This window comes from Marinobacter alkalisoli (assembly GCF_045449855.1).
Lineage (GTDB): Bacteria > Pseudomonadota > Gammaproteobacteria > Pseudomonadales > Oleiphilaceae > Marinobacter.
Map to the genome: position 1 here is coordinate 1 of NZ_JBJJLC010000042.1, position 17000 is coordinate 17000.

General features: G+C 57.0%; 17 protein-coding genes and 2 riboswitches. Of the genes, 2 read left to right on the forward strand and 15 right to left on the reverse strand.

Annotation, left to right across the window (positions count from 1 at the left end; all coding sequences use genetic code 11):
- Nucleotides 1-101: 101 nt before the first annotated feature.
- The 8 genes from maoP to ACJO5Y_RS16415 form a co-directional block, all read right to left on the reverse strand.
- Nucleotides 102-452 (reverse strand): DUF413 domain-containing protein, encoded by a 351-nt coding sequence (gene maoP, locus ACJO5Y_RS16380; protein ID WP_061333867.1) that lies wholly within the window; start codon nt 450-452, stop codon nt 102-104.
- 87 nt (nt 453-539) lie between these two features.
- Complete coding sequence (locus ACJO5Y_RS16385) at nt 540-818, reverse strand: hypothetical protein (RefSeq protein WP_406988718.1); 279 nt, start codon at nt 816-818, stop codon at nt 540-542.
- A 101-nt stretch (nt 819-919) separates the two neighbouring features.
- Nucleotides 920-1318 (reverse strand): GFA family protein, encoded by a 399-nt coding sequence (locus ACJO5Y_RS16390; RefSeq protein WP_406988719.1) that lies wholly within the window; start codon nt 1316-1318, stop codon nt 920-922.
- Between the two features lie 95 nt (nt 1319-1413).
- Complete coding sequence (locus ACJO5Y_RS16395; RefSeq protein WP_406988721.1) at nt 1414-1824, reverse strand: hypothetical protein; 411 nt, start codon at nt 1822-1824, stop codon at nt 1414-1416.
- A gap of 112 nt (nt 1825-1936) precedes the next feature.
- Nucleotides 1937-2398, reverse strand: a complete 462-nt coding sequence (locus ACJO5Y_RS16400; RefSeq protein ID WP_406988722.1) for a hypothetical protein — start codon at nt 2396-2398, stop codon at nt 1937-1939.
- Between the two features lie 123 nt (nt 2399-2521).
- Complete coding sequence (locus ACJO5Y_RS16405) at nt 2522-2725, reverse strand: hypothetical protein (protein WP_406988723.1); 204 nt, start codon at nt 2723-2725, stop codon at nt 2522-2524.
- A 108-nt stretch (nt 2726-2833) separates the two neighbouring features.
- On the reverse strand, nt 2834-3175 hold the full coding sequence (locus ACJO5Y_RS16410; protein ID WP_406988724.1) for a hypothetical protein: 342 nt from the start codon (nt 3173-3175) through the stop codon (nt 2834-2836).
- 80 nt (nt 3176-3255) lie between these two features.
- On the reverse strand, nt 3256-3543 hold the full coding sequence (locus ACJO5Y_RS16415; protein ID WP_406988725.1) for a hypothetical protein: 288 nt from the start codon (nt 3541-3543) through the stop codon (nt 3256-3258).
- A 661-nt stretch (nt 3544-4204) separates the two neighbouring features.
- On the opposite strand from ACJO5Y_RS16415, the gene ACJO5Y_RS16420 reads away from it, so the two are divergent.
- Nucleotides 4205-5170, forward strand: a complete 966-nt coding sequence (locus ACJO5Y_RS16420; RefSeq protein WP_406988726.1) for an integron integrase — start codon at nt 4205-4207, stop codon at nt 5168-5170.
- Nucleotides 5171-5184: 14 nt separating this feature from the next.
- Here ACJO5Y_RS16420 and ACJO5Y_RS16425 read toward each other — a convergent pair whose 3' ends face one another.
- Both ACJO5Y_RS16425 and ACJO5Y_RS16430 read right to left on the reverse strand, forming a co-directional pair.
- On the reverse strand, nt 5185-6243 hold the full coding sequence (locus ACJO5Y_RS16425) for a ribonucleotide-diphosphate reductase subunit beta (RefSeq protein ID WP_406988728.1): 1059 nt from the start codon (nt 6241-6243) through the stop codon (nt 5185-5187).
- A gap of 15 nt (nt 6244-6258) precedes the next feature.
- On the reverse strand, nt 6259-9030 hold the full coding sequence (locus ACJO5Y_RS16430; protein WP_406988730.1) for a ribonucleoside-diphosphate reductase subunit alpha: 2772 nt from the start codon (nt 9028-9030) through the stop codon (nt 6259-6261).
- A 164-nt stretch (nt 9031-9194) separates the two neighbouring features.
- A riboswitch (cobalamin riboswitch) is annotated at nt 9195-9416 on the reverse strand.
- Nucleotides 9417-9501: 85 nt separating this feature from the next.
- Here ACJO5Y_RS16430 and ACJO5Y_RS16435 point away from each other — a divergent pair.
- Entirely contained in the window at nt 9502-10224 is a 723-nt protein-coding gene (locus tag ACJO5Y_RS16435; RefSeq protein ID WP_406988732.1) for a DUF3047 domain-containing protein, read from the forward strand.
- Nucleotide 10225: 1 nt separating this feature from the next.
- On the opposite strand, the gene ACJO5Y_RS16440 is transcribed toward ACJO5Y_RS16435, so the two are convergent.
- The 5 genes from ACJO5Y_RS16440 to ACJO5Y_RS16460 form a co-directional block, all read right to left on the reverse strand.
- The gene (locus tag ACJO5Y_RS16440) at nt 10226-11038 is read right to left on the reverse strand and encodes a substrate-binding periplasmic protein (protein WP_406988733.1); all 813 of its coding nucleotides are present in this window, start codon (nt 11036-11038) and stop codon (nt 10226-10228) included.
- 76 nt (nt 11039-11114) lie between these two features.
- Nucleotides 11115-11966 carry a universal stress protein gene (locus tag ACJO5Y_RS16445; RefSeq protein WP_406988735.1) on the reverse strand — a complete coding sequence of 284 codons (852 nt, stop codon included), beginning with the start codon at nt 11964-11966 and terminating at the stop codon, nt 11115-11117.
- A gap of 85 nt (nt 11967-12051) precedes the next feature.
- A complete protein-coding gene (locus tag ACJO5Y_RS16450) occupies nt 12052-13539 on the reverse strand; it encodes a SulP family inorganic anion transporter (protein WP_406988737.1) in 1488 nt (495 codons plus the stop codon).
- A gap of 85 nt (nt 13540-13624) precedes the next feature.
- On the reverse strand, nt 13625-15130 hold the full coding sequence (gene nhaB, locus ACJO5Y_RS16455) for a sodium/proton antiporter NhaB (RefSeq protein WP_406988738.1): 1506 nt from the start codon (nt 15128-15130) through the stop codon (nt 13625-13627).
- Between the two features lie 300 nt (nt 15131-15430).
- Entirely contained in the window at nt 15431-16657 is a 1227-nt protein-coding gene (locus tag ACJO5Y_RS16460) for a D-amino acid dehydrogenase (protein ID WP_406988794.1), read from the reverse strand.
- A gap of 188 nt (nt 16658-16845) precedes the next feature.
- Nucleotides 16846-16944, reverse strand: a riboswitch (glycine riboswitch).
- Nucleotides 16945-17000: the final 56 nt, after the last annotated feature.

Here is a 17000-nt window from a genome sequence, read left to right on the forward strand (position 1 = left end):
TTAACGCCAGCGCACAACGGCGCCCTTGTAATGGAGGCGTAGCCGCAATGAAAAGGGCGTCCGGCGGCCACCGGCCGCGAATTGATGCGCCTTGTTATGTTTTACTTGAAATGGCCGTAAACGCCCCAGCCACGACCAGTTATGCCCAGATTCACCAGCAAGTCAGCCTCTTGCTTGCCCACATAGTCTGGATTTTCTGACTCCCAGATTTTGCGTTTAATGTACTTGGCCCAGACTTTTTCGAACTGACTTTCCGGATTTTTGTTTCCATTACAAACCTCGACGAAGCGCTCTTGGGCTGGTGTTTCAGGACTAATTGCCCCGCGCATGAGAGCTGCAAGCCACGAGCCGTATGTGACCAACAGCTCGATCTCGTCCTCGGAAAAGAGTGTATCGGGCACGTTGGGCTGAAACTCCATTTTCCGATATTTCATGTGCTCTGCTGAAGCCACTGATCACTCCAGGAAACATAACGCTTTTGTTCAGCGGCGCCCTGACAAGGGCGTCCGGTGGAGGCCGAAGGCCGAAACGAACTGGAACTAATTGTTAGAGAGCTGGCATTTAAGTAATGCCCTATCAATTAGCGCTCGAAGCTCGGTCTCGCCGAAAAGCCCAGGTGCATCCTGATTTACCGGATCAAAATATTCCAATTGCTCAGCGAGCTCATTGACTGCCACCCAAGCGGCCGAATTTCCAGAGACAGCTCTATCGTTAAGATTCCAATACACTGCATCAAAAGAGCTGACAAAAGTTCTGAGGTCAAAGCGACCCGACTGGGCTGCTTCTAAAAGATCTATCAATTCACACAGATCTGACATCTAGCCCTCTAACGCTGATGGTAACCGGCGCCGTAGCGCAGCGAAGGGAACCAAAAGCGGTACGCTTTTGGCGTCCGGTTGACCGCTTGGTTATCACTGTCTCAGTCATACTCTGCATGCTGAGGTAGATCATCCGCAATCTCGAACCAATGAGCCTTACTGCCTACGAATACATGGCGCTCTGCTTTTACTCCTGGGTCGGTATCGAGTGTTCCGAGTGGGAAACCATAGACCTCGGGGGCTGCATCGAATTTTGTATAGAGGCTGGAGCCACAGTTTGAGCAGAAACCTTTGTGCTCACCCGGAGAAGATTCGTAGAACTTCAGCAACTCTTGACCTTTGACGGTGTGCCAATCCGTGGATTGCACTTTAGCGCGGGTTCTGAACGCCGAGGCATGAAGCTTTCGACACATTGAACAGTGACAGTTCAGAACATCGGTCAGCGGACCGTTGATTTCGTATTGAATTCCCCCGCAGAGACAACTACCTGTTTGCTTCATTGATGCACCTCCTTGTGTGATAACGCTGCCAACACGCGCAGCTTTGTAGTGGAGGCGAAGCCGCAACGAAAAAGCTGTCGCTGTGCTTGGCCTTGTTATGGCTTGGCATAGTTCACCAACCTTGTCAGCTTAGAAATAGCCAACTCTCGATTACTTTTGGCCTTTGAAACTGACACACCAACCGAAGAGTAAGCTTCCAAAAAGTGGATGCCTGCTTCTGGATGGAAGGCGTAATCACGCCAGCAACCGAGAAACTGCTTTTTCGAGAAGGCCAGGTACCGTGAGAATTCTCGAACTGCCTGCTCATGCTTCTCGAAATCGGCCTCCAGTATGGCCGTAGTGCCACCCTCGCTGTGGTTTAGCTTAGAAATCGTCGGCTCAATGGTCTCACGAAACTTCGAGGCCGCTTCCCGGTATCGAGACATTCTGGCGTTGGCGAACAGGAAAAGCCCACCCAACAAGGCCGCAATTATCATGAACGGGTAAGTTGGAACATCTTCGGACATAAATACTCTGCTCACCTACCGTATGCCATAACGCCAGCCATAAGCGGCGCCCTGACAAGGGCGTCCGGTGGAGGGCCATCGGCCCGGAACAACCTTGATGGCCTTGTTAGGCCTATTCACCAGCCTTACCTATTTGGAGATCTATTTCTTCTATCCTTTCAGTAATGTCACTGTCATCTGTAGTATGGAGATCACCAACTCTAATTGACGCAACTAACAAGAAATACAAAGCAAATAGACATCCTATGTATAAAAATACTGACAAAAACTGGCTAAATATAAACCCAATGACAAGGCAGATTAAAGCGTGCATAAAATTTCTGAACGCTGCAAACAAGAGGGCTACCGAAGATAAAGTTAGCATCGCGTGATCATTAGATACTACTGATCTGTAAAAAAAACGACGATCTTCAAGGATATCTTTTCGTGCCTTTTTTCCCAGCAGGACCGCATGAGAAAAAAGCCATTTTCTTGATAAGTTCAAAAACAGTAACACCAGCCAAAATAATCCAGACCCTAGCGCTCCCTGTACCAAAATGGGAAGGTTCGTAGCGGCATCTATAATCTCTTGCACGTATTTATTCTCCTATGAGCCTAACGCCAGCCATAAGCGGCGCCCTGACAAGGGCGTCCGGTGGAGGGCCGTAGGCCCGGAACAGACTTAATGGCCTTGTTATTGGGCTGCAAAGCACCTGGGTTACCGCTTGGTGTAGCCATAGGTATCCGGGGCCTCAAAAATGGTTGCCACAGTCGCCATTGCCTCTTCCTTCGAAAGCTCTACACGTTGCAATAGAGCAATTGCTTCTTCTTGATCGCGAGACAAAATGGCCGCATCAAACTCATCCATGATACCGACATGAAAGAGACGCTCATTGATGGTCATTCCAGCCAGTTTGCTCATGATCGTCTAGAAGCCCTATAACGCTGTTGTTTAGCGGCGCCCATGTAGCGCAGCGAAATGGGCGTCCGGTGTAGGGCCGCCAGGCCCGGAACGTACTACAACACTTTGTTAAATTTTTCTGGACTGATACCGCTCCCGTAGGCATAGGCCGAGTGCCGCGGCACCAATCCCCAAACTATAACCACCGTAGAGCGAAGCTACTATTGCAGGAGGTAGTATCCACAAGAGCCTGAGCTCTTTCGCCCGCATTAAATAGGCCCCAAGGCTGGCTGCTGCAATGATGATTAAAGCATTGAAAGCAACGAAGCCTGAAAGATACAAAAACGGGTCTTGTGGTGCTGCGAAAGCCGTTGTCTGCTGCCGGAGATCATTGAAGTTCATGGCCAGTTGAACGGCTACAAAAGCGGAGTGGCCGAGTATGATTATCCCTAGCACATGCCGCAGTGACACGACGCCTCCCAAGAATTTAACGCCTTGGGTAAGCTGCCGGTTCGGAGCGCAGCGGAGTACCGGTCAGCTTGACCCTCTGGTTAAATGTTTTCTCGGTCCTTATCCATCTCGTACAGAGTTTGCCCATCTTTTGCGTCAATGGCACTCCAATAGGCGGGATCACGAATTCGATCTACCTGCTCACATACTTCGCGGTAATCATCTTCCAGCGTAGAAAGGCGTTGCTGAAGATCTTCGTTATCAGATTGTAAATCGTCGATTCGATCTTGGAGATTACGTAAAGATTCAGCGGTCGCGGGGAAGCGATTAATCTCGTGCCAAACGCCCATAGCCAGAGCGGCGATTGAGATATAGGTAAGCCAGTCCATTACTTTTCTCCCCTAGGACATTTAACGCCGCCAGCACGCGCGGCTTTGTAGTGGAGGCGAAGCCGCAACGAAAAAGGCGTCGCCGTGACTGGCATTGTTAAAGCCTTTATCGGGGTGGCAGGAAGTAGCCGGCATTCCGAAGCTCCTGAATTCTGTATCTACCAAGGTAGAACACACTTGGAATTACAACGACTCCCCACGCCACCAATACTGCGCTCAAATTTAAGTTGGACGTCTGCATCTCAGGTCTGAACTCGCCAAGCATGTAGAAAAGCGGAGCAACCAACACCATTGAATACAACACGTACACGGGCAGAGCGATTAGCATCTTGAGAGCACCCGAAAAATGCCTCGCTATGCGGAGAAGCGCGCCCACATAGCCCAATGTGGCCAAAAAGGCTCCTGGCACTCCAACTGCGACGATTAATAAAATATGCCAGACCATAGAAGCTTTAACAGCAACTAGACCGAGTTCCACGATATTGCAAAAAAGTGCGTTCTCGATAACACCACTTTTCTATCGCGCTTCACGGCCTTAAGTCTCAAATTTAACAACAGCTTAGCCCAGCTATTCTCAAACCACCACGTAATCGCTTGACTTCCTGTTTTTGCCCAACCAATAATACTGTACATATATACAGCAACAAGGAGGATTGCCAAATTGGACGGCAAACAACCTCAACCGCGCCTTCGCGACCATGTGCGCGCGGTTATTCGTGTTAATCGTTACAGCATTCGTACCGAAAAATCCTACTGGTACTGGATCCGTTTTTTCATCCGCTTCCATCAGATGAAGCATCCGAGGGATATGGGGCCGGTGGAGGTAAATGAATTTCTCACATGGCTAGCGGTTCATCGCAATGTAGCCGCCGCCACTCAGGCCCAGGCGTTGAATGCACTGGTGTTTCTTTACGCCAAGGTTCTTGATTTACCCTTGGGAGAGATTGGCTCGGTTGTTCGTTCAAAAAAACCAAAGCGTTTGCCCGTTGTGCTCTCTCATGATGAGGCTATGAAGATCATCAGGAAACTGGGGGCTCCCTATCACCTTCTGGCATCATTGATGTACGGTTCCGGCCTGAGGGTGACCGAGGCCTGCCGATTAAGACTCAAGGATATCGATTTCAATAATCAGGTCATCATTGTTCGGGATGGAAAAGGCGCGAAAGACAGAACAACCCTCATGCCTGGAAGCCTGATCTCAGAGCTGGAGCGCCATATCGCCTCAGTTCGAAAGGCGTGGAAGGCAAAGGAGCTGGCTTTCCAGACACCGGTAAGCCTTCCATTTGCGCTGGCCCGCAAGTATCCCAGCGCCGATATGTCATTGGACTGGCAATGGCTGTTTACCTCACAGAGTCTGAGCAAAACCGACCAGGGCAAGGTCGTTCGTCATCACATTCATACCAGCTCCGTCCAAAAGGCAGTAAAAGCTGCTGTCGCTGAATCTGGCATTGGCAAACCTGCCGGCTGCCACACCTTCCGGCACACGTTCGCAACGGAATTACTGAAACGGGGCAACGACATCCGCACGGTCCAGGATCTGCTTGGCCATGCGGACCTGCGAACCACTCAAATCTACACCCATGTTCTGGGTCAGGGTTTTGCCGGGGTTCGCAGTCCACTGGGTTAAGGGTCAGTGAGTCCTCACCACTCCAGTTGCGCCCCGGTCTGGTACTCAATCACCCGTGTCTCAAAGAAGTTCTTCTCTTTGCGCATGGTGGCTTGCTCATCAAGCCAGGGCGATACGTTCTTCGCCCCCGGGAACGGTTCTTCCAGCCCCACGGTTCTGGCCCTGCGGTTAGCCACGAAGCGGAACTGTTCGCTGTGGTACTCGGCGGAGTAGCCCAGAATCGGGTCGCGCAGGATGTAGTCAGCGTAGGCGGTTTCCGCCGCTTCGGATTCGTCCCACATGTCGCGCACGGCTTTCGGGTCCAGGGTGATGTTTTCCTCTTCCAGGATCTGGTTGACCACTTTCAGGCCGAAGGAGAAGTGCATGGCTTCGTCCCGCAGGATGTATTGCAGCTGTTCGCCGGTACCACGCATCAGGCCGCGGCGTTGCAGGGCGAAGATGGGGCTGAAGCCGTTGTAGAACCAGGCGCCTTCGAACACCGCTGCGAAGAACAGGTAGGACATGATGAATTCCTGCAAGTCGTCCTTGTTGCGCAGGTTCATGTCGGAGCGCATGGCGGCGGCGAGGCGGCGGTTGGCCATCTGGATCTTACCGTTGATGGCGGGCACCACGCGGTAGCGGTTGTAGATTTCGCTCTGGTCCAGGTTGAGGGTTTCGATGCAGTGCTGGTAGGCCCAGGTGTGCATGGCTTCCTCGTACACCTGCCGCGCCTGGTAGATCTGCAGTTCCGGGGCGCTCATTTTCTCCATCACCGCCAGGCCGATGTTGCGCATGGCCAGGATATCAGAGGTGGTGAGGTAGGCCAGCACGTTCTCGTATACGTGCTTTTCCGGCGCAGTCAGGCGGTGGTGGTAGTCGTGGACGTCCTGGGCCATGTTGACGTCCAGCGGGGTCCAGTGGTTCTTGTTGGCGTTCATGAAGTACTCCCAGGCCCAGGGGTACTTGAACGGCGCCAACTGGTTGATGTCGGTTTCGCCGTTGATGACGCGTTTGTCGTCGACGTTGACGGGGGCCGGGGCGCCCGTGGCCTCCGGCCGGGATGCGGTTTTTGATTCGTCGTCCCAGTTGAGCATGATAGGTCTCCGGTATTATTGGCAGGCTTCGCAGTCTGGTTCGTCGATGCTGCATACCTGCGGTTGCGGGGCGGCGACCGGAGCGGTTTTTTCGGCGCCGGTGGCGCCCAGGGAGCGCAGGTAGTAGGTGGTTTTCAGGCCGCGTTCCCAGGCCAGTTGGTACAGTGCGTCCAGCTTCTTGCCGCTGGGTTCGGCCATGTACAGGTTCAGGCTCTGGGCCTGGTCGAGCCATTTCTGGCGTCTTGCGGCGGCTTCCACCAGCCAGCGTGGGTCGATCTCGAACGCGGTGGCGTAGCGGGCCTTGAGTTCATTCGGAATGCGGTCAATCTGTTGCACGCTGCCGTCGAAGTATTTGAGGTCGTTGACCATCACGTTGTCCCACAGGCCTTCGGCCTTGAGGTCCCGCACCAGGGAAGGGTTCACCACGGTGAACTCACCGGAGAGGTTCGATTTCACGAACAGGTTCTGGTACGCCGGTTCGATGGACTGGGACACACCCACGATGTTGGAAATGGTCGCGGTGGGGGCAATGGCCATGACGTTGCTGTTGCGCATGCCGTTCTTCGCGATCAGCTCCCGCACCGGTGTCCAGTCCAGGCGGGTATTGGTGTTCACGGACAGGTCGCCTTCGCGCCGGGCTTCCTTCAGCAGGTTGATGGAGTCGATGGGCAGGGTGCCCTGATGCCACAGGGAGCCTTCGTAGGTTTCATAGGCGCCTCGTTCGCCGGCCAGGGTAGCCGATGCGCGGATGGCGAAGTAGCTGAGCTGTTCCATGGCGACATCAGCGAATTCCACCGCTTCCGGGCTGGTGTACGGCAGGCCGAGTTGATAGAGCGCATCCTGAAAGCCCATCAGGCCCAGGCCAACCGGGCGATGCTTCAGGTTGGAGTTTCTGGCCTGGGGTACAGCGTAGTAATTGATGTCGATGACGTTATCGAGCATGCGCACGGCGGTGGCTACGGTTTGTTCCAGGCGTTGTACGTCCAGTTCGCCATCGCGGATATGGGCGGCCAGGTTCACCGAGCCCAGGTTGCACACGGCGATTTCGTCGGCACTGGTGTTGAGGGTAATTTCAGTACACAGGTTGGAGCTGTGCACCACGCCCCGGTGCTGCTGCGGAGACCGCAGGTTGCACGGGTCCTTGAAGGTAATCCACGGGTGGCCGGTCTCGAACAGCACGGTGAGCATCTTGCGCCACAGCTGTTTGGCGGGGATTTTCTTGGACAGTTTGATTCTGCCCTGCTCCGCCAGCGCTTCGTAATGCTCGTAGCGTTCGCGGAAGGCGTTGCCGTACAGGTCGTGCAGATCCGGCACATCGCTGGGGGAGAACAGCGTCCAGTCGCGGTCTTCGCGCATGCGTTCGATCAGCAGGTCCGGCACCCAGTTGGCGGTGTTCATGTCGTGGGTGCGACGGCGTTCATCGCCGGTGTTCTTGCGCAGTTCCAGGAATTCCTCGATGTCCAGGTGCCAGCTTTCCAGGTAGGCGCACACCGCGCCCTTGCGCTTGCCACCCTGGTTCACCGCCACGGCGGTGTCATTCACCACTTTCAGGAACGGCACCACGCCCTGGCTTTGGCCGTTGGTGCCCTTGATGTGGGAGCCCAGCGCACGCACCGGGGTCCAGTCGTTGCCCAGGCCGCCGGCCCATTTGGACAGCATGGCATTGTCGCGGATGGCGCCGTAGATGCCTTCCAGGTCGTCACCCACGGTGGTGAGGTAGCAGGAGGACAGCTGGGAATGGCGGGTGCCGCTGTTGAACAGCGTCGGGGTGGACGCCATGTAGTCGAAGGACGACAACAGGTTGTAGAACTCGATGGCTCGTTCGTTCGGGTTGTCTTCCCGCAGCGCCAGACCCATGGCCACGCGCATGAAGAACACCTGGGGCAGTTCCAGGCGGGCGCCGTTCCAGTGCAGGAAGTAGCGGTCGTACAGGGTCTGCAGGCCGAGGAAGCCAAATTGCAGGTCCTGTTCCGGCTTGATGGCCGCGCCCAGGCGTTCCAGGTCGAACGTGGCCAGGGCCTCGTCCAGCAATTCGTACTGGATGCCGGCTTCGATAAAGGCACTCAGGGCCTGGGGATAAATCTCCGCCAGCGGCAGGCTGCGGGGCAGGTCCAGTGCCGTGGCGGTTTCCATGCGCAGCTGTTCCAGCAGGAGGCGGGCGGTGACCGCGCTGTAGTCCGGCTCCTGTTCAATGCGACCACGGGCGGTCATCACCAGCGCCGACAGCACGTCTTCCTCGCCGATGCCGTCATAGAGATTGCGCAGGGCGTCTTCCACCAGGGATTCGCCATCAATGCCTTCCAGCCCGGCGGCGGCCTGCTCTACCTGAAGCTTCATCAGGCCCAGGTCCAGCGGCACGGTGTCGCCATTGGCCTGTTTGACGGTCAGGTGGGGGTGTGCTTCCATCGGCGCATGACGGGCCCGTTCGCGAGCGTGTTCTTCCCGGTACAGCACGTAGGCGCGGGCGACCTTTTGTTCCTCGGCCCGCATCAGCGCCAGTTCCACCTGGTCCTGGATGTCTTCGATGTGGACCTTGCCACCGGCTTTCAGGCGCCGGCTGATGGCGTGTATGACCTGCTCAGTGACGCGCTGGACGGCATCGTGGATGTGGGCGGAGCCGGCGGCTTTATCGCCTTCCACCGCCAGGAAGGCCTTGGTGACGGCCACGCTGATTTTCGCCGGATTGAATCCAACGAGGGTGCCGTTGCGTTTAATTACCTGAAGGGAAGCGGTATCGTCTGGTTGGGAAGCGTCGGCCGGGGGTTGGGCCACAGTGGCAGTGGACATCTCGGTTCTCCTGAGTACGCGTTGGTTTCCATGTCCTTCGCGTAGGCAGAGAATCGGAGAGGCGGCACGCAGGTTACACGTAGGTCGGATTAGCAAAGCGTAATCCGACATCGGTGTTCGGTCAGGCCGTGTTTGTCGATTCTGCTCACCTTGTAAACGCGAAGGTGCAGTTGTTTTCCCTGGCAGGTCTTCGGACTCAGGGGCGTGAACCGTGTGGTTCGGCCTTGCGTGGCGACTTCCCGGCGGTTGCCAGTGTCATGGTGCCACGCTCGTTCCCCAATACCGCTGCGCGTCAGTTCCGGAGTCTCACCGGATTCCCGATACCGTCGAAGTGTTTACAAAATAAACACTATATCTGGTATATGACCAAGGATAGGGACACTATATACACGAAATGCCACGGCAACAAGGCACTTTTTATGACGGCCGCGGTCAACCACACAGACATCGGGTTCATCAACGGAAGCGAGTATGAAAAAACCGGATTCACTGAACGCCCTGTTTCTGGGCACGGCACTGCTGGTCGCCAGCGGAGCTGTCGTTGCAGACACCAGCATCAAGCCGTTTTCGCAAATGGACCATCTGGACGATGGCTGGGAGCCACTGGAATTCCCGAAAATCGATCGCCACACCACCTACCGACTGATTGAGGAAGACGGCACCCAGGTGATCGAAGCACAAACCAGCAACAGTGCCTCGGGCCTGATTGCCCGCCTGGATGTCGACCCCGGAGATTCACTGGTCCTGCGATGGCGATGGAAGGTGTCCAACACCTTTGAGAAAGGGGATGCCCGCAAGAAATCCGGGGACGACTACCCTGCCCGCATCTACGTGGCGTTCGAGTTCGAACCGGACAAGGCCGGCTGGTTCGAACGGGCCAAACGCAAGACCGTGGAAGCCGTGTTTGGCGAGGAACTGCCCGGAAACGCCATCAACTACATCTGGGCCAACCAGCTGGCGGAGGGGAAAACCGTAGCCAACCCTTACTCGGAAGAAACCATGATGATCGCGGTCGCCTCCGGTGAGGATAAGGCCGGCGAATGGGTGACCGTGGAGCGGGATATCGTGGCGGATTACCGGGCGGCATTCGGTGACGAGCCCCCGCGCCTGCGGGGCGTGGCCATCATGTCGGATTCCGACAATACCGGGGAGTCCGCCACGGCCTGGTACGGCGATCTGGAATTGCGTGAATGACCTACTGCAATAGGTCCTCGGGGAACCCGGGAATAAAGGATCCCATGTCCGCCTGTCGCGCCGGCGGCACTTCACCCCGTTCCGACAGCCTCAGGTAAGCATCGTCGAATTCCTCGCGCAGGATGGCGGCCTTCGGGTTGGCCAGGGAGAAGATCCAGGCGCCGTTGCGGGTCCTGACTTCGGAATCCCTGAGCACCCGGTCCGAAGGATGCGTGAGAATTTCCCGCACGGGCTGCCGGTAGTCGAGCAGATAGTCACCGCGTTTGCGCTTTAACATATCGATGCCGGAGCGGTGGTTGGGCGCTTCGGTTATGTCTATGTTATCGGCGGCTTTCAGCCTGCCCAGCAGACCGCCATAGGTGTAGCCGCCAATCACAATCAGTGTCTTGCCCTTGAGGTCGTCCAGGTGGGTCAGCGGTGGCGTGCCCTCCACGTACCAGGCACTGAGTTGCACTGGAATCGGACTGACCCAGGTTTCCAGCACCGCATCCTTGAGGGACGGAATGCCGGTCAAGCCGGGCCAGACATCGATGTTTCCGTTTTGCATGTAAAGATAGATCCGGCTCACCGGCAGATAGATAAAATCCGGCGTGTAACCGGCTTCCTCCGCCACCTTGCGGGTCAGGTCAATGAACAGGCCATCCGCTTCGCCATCGGCATTACGGTATTCAATGGGCGGGAACTCCGCGTAGGCAATCCTCAACACCGGGCGGTCGTCCTCGGCCTGGGCAGGCCCGGCCACCATCAGCCCCGCAGCGGCCAGCATGGTGGCCAGTGCCCACTCCCTGAAAAACCGGAAACACTGTCTGCCCATAGCCTTCATCATTTTGTTGCGGTCTTATTAAAGACTAACAGAGTGCAGCGATTATGCACGTCGCTCTCACCCGTACCTAGCGCAGGATAACCAGCGGCTTTTCCGCAGTCTTGAGCATATTGGTGGTGGTGCTGCCCACCAGGAACTGACGAATGCGGGAATGGCCATAGGCGCCCATCACCAGCAGGTCGATATCGTGCTCTTCCTGATAGGCGTGCAGGGTTTTCTCCACATCGCCGGCGCGAATGGCCAGATGCACTTCGCACCCCAGGTCCGCCAGCATGCGCTCGGCTTTCTTGAGCTGTTCCCAGCGATCGTTGGTATCCGGGCCAATCATCACCAGGTGCAGGGGAAAGCCCCTGAACACCGGGCTGTTGGCCAGCAGTTCGATACCCTTGAACGCGGTCGCGGAACCATCGAACGCCAGCATGGCGCTGCGCGGCTCGGAGAAGTTATCGGGCACCAGCATAATCGGACGGTGTACGCTGCGGATCACGGTTTCCAGCTGGCTGCCGATGTGTACATCACGTTCGGTACTGGTTTCGCCGTGCAGGCCCATCACCAGCAGGCGGGTCTCGCTTTCAATCGCCAGCAGGGAGTCGGTCAGGTCACCGTGGCGCTGGCGCTTGATCACATCCTGAACGCCGCGGGATTTCACCCGTTCTTCGGCGGCATTGAGCATATGATGGCCCTGCTCCAGCGCCAGCTTGCTGCGCTTCTGGTCCAGTTCCGCCAGTTCCTCCATCAGGTGTTCCCGGCTACCCAGGCCAATGCTGCCCGCCATATCTGTCTCTGCCGGGTAACGCTCCTCATCCAGCACGTGAAACAGCATCAGCGGTGTTTCCATGCGCTGGCTGGCCCACGCCGCATAATCACAGACGGCCAGTGCCGCCCTGGAACCATCAATACATCCTACGACCCGGGTCATCGTTACCTCGCTACCTTGGTTCGACTTTTTATTGTCATTATGCGGATTTGCATCAGCACTGCCTTGAGCATAATGAGTAGTCATATCAGTGCCCCATCAGCTGGTCAACTGCATCCGGCTTGTCGTGCACGCCGAAACGGTCAACGATGGTGGCGCTGGCTTCATTGAGGCCGATCACCTCCACATCCGCGCCTTCACGGCGGAACTTGATCACCACCTTATCGAGGGCGCCTACGGCGGTAATGTCCCAGAAGTGGGCACGGCTGAGGTCAATCACCACCTTGTCCAGGGCTTCCTTGAAATCGAAGGCGGCGATGAATTTCTCCGAGGAGCTGAAGAACACCTGGCCCACCACACGGTAGGTGCGGGTTTCACTGGCGTCATCGAGTTCCGAGCCGACGAACATGAAGTGGCCGATCTTGTTGGCAAAGAACAGTGCCGCGAGCAGCACACCGGCCAGCACACCGAACGCCAGGTTGTGGGTCGCGACCACGACAATCACCGTCACCACCATGACGATGTTGGTGGACAGCGGGTGCTCTTTTAGGTTGAGAATGGAGTCCCAGGAAAAGGTACCGATGGACACCATGATCATCACCGCCACCAGCGCGGCCATGGGGATCTGCACCAGCCAGGCATCCAGTACCAGCACCATCACCAGCAGGAAAACACCCGCGGTAAGGGTCGACAAACGGCCACGGCCACCCGATTTGACGTTGATAATGGACTGACCAATCATCGCGCAGCCCGCCATGCCGCCCAGCAGGCCGGAACCGATGTTGGCGATACCCTGGCCTTTACACTCGCGGTTGCGGTCACTGGAGGTATCGGTGAGATCGTCCACGATGGTGGCGGTCATCATAGACTCCAGCAGGCCAACCACGGCCAGAGCCACGGAATACGGCAGGATAATCATCAGGGTTTCCAGGTTCAGCGGCACATCCGGCCACAGGAAGATCGGCAGGGTGTCCGGCAACTCGCCCATATCGCCGACGGTACGGATGTCCAGATTCAGGAAAATGGCCACCGCGGTCAGACCGACGATACAGATCAGCGGAGATGGCAGGATTTTGCCAACCCTCGGAATCAACGGGAACAGGTAGATAATGCCCAGGCCAGCGGCGGTCATGGCGTACACGTGCCAGGTGACATTGGTCAGCTCCGGCAACTGGGCCATGAAGATCAGGATCGCCAGGGCGTTGACGAAGCCGGTCACCACCGAGCGGGACACAAACCGCATCAGCCCGCCCAGCTTCAGGTAGCCGGCACCGATCTGCAACACGCCGGTCAGCAGGGTCGCGGCCAGCAGGTATTCCAGGCCGTGCTCTTTCACCAGGGTGACCATCAGCAGCGCCATGGCGCCGGTGGCGGCGGAGATCATGCCCGGGCGACCGCCCACGAAGGCGATGATAACCGCAATACAGAAGGAGGCGTATAGCCCGACCTTGGGGTCCACACCCGCAATGATGGAGAAGGCGATGGCTTCGGGAATCAGCGCCAGCGCTACCACGATGCCTGCCAGCAGGTCACCGCGAACATTGGAGAACCAATTGTCTTTTATCGATTTGATCATAAACGTTTCCGGTTAATTCAGGACTGCAGAACGACGGCATCCCCGCCCGACCATAAGCCAGACGGGGACTATAAAACCGTAATGTTCAGATGTGATTAATGACCATGTACAGGCCGACGGCGCCCATCACAATCATGTAGGGGAAAGCCATCACCACCATGCGACCGTAGGAAAGCCGCACCAATGGTGAAATGGCGGAAGTCAGCAGGAACAGGAACGCGGCCTGCCCATTGGGGGTTGCCACACTCGGCAGGTTGGTGCCGGTGTTGATGGCAATGGCCAGGGTCTGGAAGTGGTCGTAGCTGATGCTGCCCGCATCCAGTGCCTGCTTGATCTCGCTGATATAGACAGTGGCAACGAAGACGTTGTCACTGATCATCGACAGCAGGCCGTTGGCGATAAAGAACATGCCCGGTTGCTGCTCCACCGGCAGTGACAGGACATACTCGATAATGGGCTTGAACAGATGCTGTTCGTGGATCACCGCCACGATAGCGAAGAACACCACCAGCAGCGAGGTGAATGGCAGGGATTCCTGGAACGCCTTGCCGATCTGGTGCTCATCGGTGATGCCGGTGAACGAGGTGATCAGGATGATCACCAGCAGGCCAATCAACCCCACTTCCGCCAGATGGAACGCCAGCCCCACCACCAGGATCAGCGCCGCGAGGGCCTGAATCCACAGGGCCGCCTGATCGGCCTTGGTGCGTTTATTGCGCTCGTTGTCGGCAAACTCTTCCAGCACGCGCCGCACCGGCTTCGGCAGGCGACCGCCATAACCGAACCAGCGCAGCTTCTCCAGCAGCCAGCAGGTGGTCAGGCCGGCAAACAGCACCGGAATACTGACCGGCGCCATGTGCAGGAAGAAGCTGGCAAAATCCCAGCCCACCACCTTGGCAATCAGCAGGTTCTGGGGCTCACCCACCATGGTCGCCACGCCGCCCAGCGCGGTACCGATGGCACCGTGCATCAACAGGCTGCGCAGGAAGGCGCGGAAGTTTTCCAGGTCTTCCCGGTGCAGTTCGATGACATCGTCATCGCTGTTGGCGTTGTGATCCTTGTGCTGGTAGCCCTTGCCCGACGCCACCTTGTGGTACACCGAGAAAAAGCCCACCGCCACGCTGATAATCACCGCCGTCACGGTCAGCGCATCCAGGAAAGCCGACAGCAGCGCGGCGGCGGCACAGAACAGCAGCGACAACGCCGACTTGGAACGCACACCCACCAGGATCTGGGTGAAGGTCACCAGCAGCAACTCCTTCATGAAGTAGATGCCGGCCACCATGAACATCAGCAGCAAGATGACGGGGAAGTTAGTGAGTACTTCCATATACACTGCGTCAGGCGTGGTAAGGCCGATCAGCAGAGCTTCCACCGCCAACAGGCCACCGGGCAGCAGCGGGTAACACTTCAACGCCATGGCGAGGGTAAAGATGAACTCACCGATCAGCAGCCAGCCTGTGACGCCGGGACCAAACACATACAACACGATGGGGTTGATGATCAGGAACAGCAGAATGACCTGTTTGTACCAGACAGGCGCCTTGCCGAGAAAGTTGTGGGTAAAACCTGAGATGACCGAGTTGGGCATTACAAAATCTTCTGAGTGATCGGGCGATAACCATAATGCGACGGAGAAGCCGCATCTTCCTTGATATTTGTGTACCGGTCAGTCAGCCACAGGTGGTAAAAATCCCCACCATTGGTCGTAGTTAACCAGCAGCACAGGTCAATCGCACGCTAGGGCGGAGTGATCATCAGAGAGTGTTTGTAGGGGGCGGGCATGGACTACGGTTCCGGGTGCGCGTGTTTTGGGGCGCGAATAGTACCAGAAAAATGAACTGAGGGTAAGCAGATGAGACATCGTCGCTTACCCTACGCTCCTCTTCGGTCAGGGTCTGGTTGACGACGTTTCAACGGAATCCGCCAGCATCTCGGCGGTAATCGCCGACAGGGTCCAGCCCAGATGACCGTGACCGGTGTTGTAGAACACCGTTGGCAGGCGACCCGCCCCGACTCGCGGCATCATGTTGGGCAGCATGGGACGCAGCCCCGCCCACGGCACCACTCGTCGGGTACAGACCCCCGGGAAACACTGCTCGACCCAGCGGGTAAGCGGCTGAATCCGGTCATCCCGGATATCGCGATTGTAGCCACTGAATTCCGCGGTACCCGCAACACGGAAGCGGCCATCACCGAGGCGGCTGGTGACGATCTTGGTGGCATCGTCCAGCAGGCTGACCGTCGGCGCTGATTTCCGCGAGTCCTCGTCGTCGAGCTCGACGGTGATGGAGTAGCCTTTGACCGGATAGATGTTGACCCGGTCGCCCAGCTTTGCCGCCAGCGCCCGGCTACCCACGCCGGCACAAATCACCACGCCATCAAAAGTGTCCCGGTGTTGCTGTTCGCCATCATCGGCTGTCACCCAGGCGTGGTTCTGATCCGCGCTGAGTTCGGTGACGGTGTGTCCGTAGCAGGTCCTGACCCCAAGGCGCAGGATCGCCTCGGCCAGGCCGTTGGTGAACTTGTGGATATCACCGGTGGAGTCGCTCTCGGTATAGAAACCGCCGTAGTAGCTTCCCGCCAGCGTCGGCTCAATCGCACGCATTTCGTCCGGCGTCACTGCCCGACGCTCCAGGCCGCCGGCGGCCAACAGTTTCGAGACATTCGCCGCGTGGTCGAAGCCGGCCTTGTCCCGATAGATGTGCAGGATGCCCTGTTTCTTCAGGTCGAAATCGATGCCTTCTTCCTGCGCCCAATTAAACAGATGCTCACGGGCGGCGATCGCCAGACGGGCCGTTTCAGTGGTGTTCTTTTCGTACTGGGGAATCGCAGCGATGAACTCGGCAAACCAGCTCAGTTTGTGCCAGGACGGTTTGGGATTGACCAGCAGCGGCGCATCTCTGTGGGACATCCATTTGATGCCCTTGATAATCGTCTGCCAGTTATTCCAGACCTCCGCATTGGAGGCTGAAAGCTGGCCACCGTTGGCAAAGGAGGTTTCCATCGCCGCGTAACGGTGCTTTTCGTAAACGGTAACATCCAGGCCGCGTTTGGCCAGCGTGTAGGCTGTGGTGATGCCGGTGATACCACCGCCAATAACCGCAATTCTCTTCATGGCACTCTTCATGGCAATCTCCAGGGCACTTTCCGCAAGGCGTCCAGGGTTCCCTCCCTACCCAGAGGGGCAGGAAGCACCCCTTCCGTCACGGAACCTGAGAGATTCACGCACCGTTTCAGCGAAACTGGCGGCTTGCTCCTTCGGTGTGCCGACTGACGCAGTCGTCGACAGCTCTTCGGAAAGTATTCATGTCAGCGGTCCTTTTGCCTGAGAGTTTCCGGGGCAGTTGCTCCTTCGGCGCCGAGCGCACGGTTGTGCGACTCAGTCTCTCCCGCTGACACATCTATTCTGTCACTAATAACAGACTGCCATAGAAAGTAGCAAATAACTCGGCTTTACA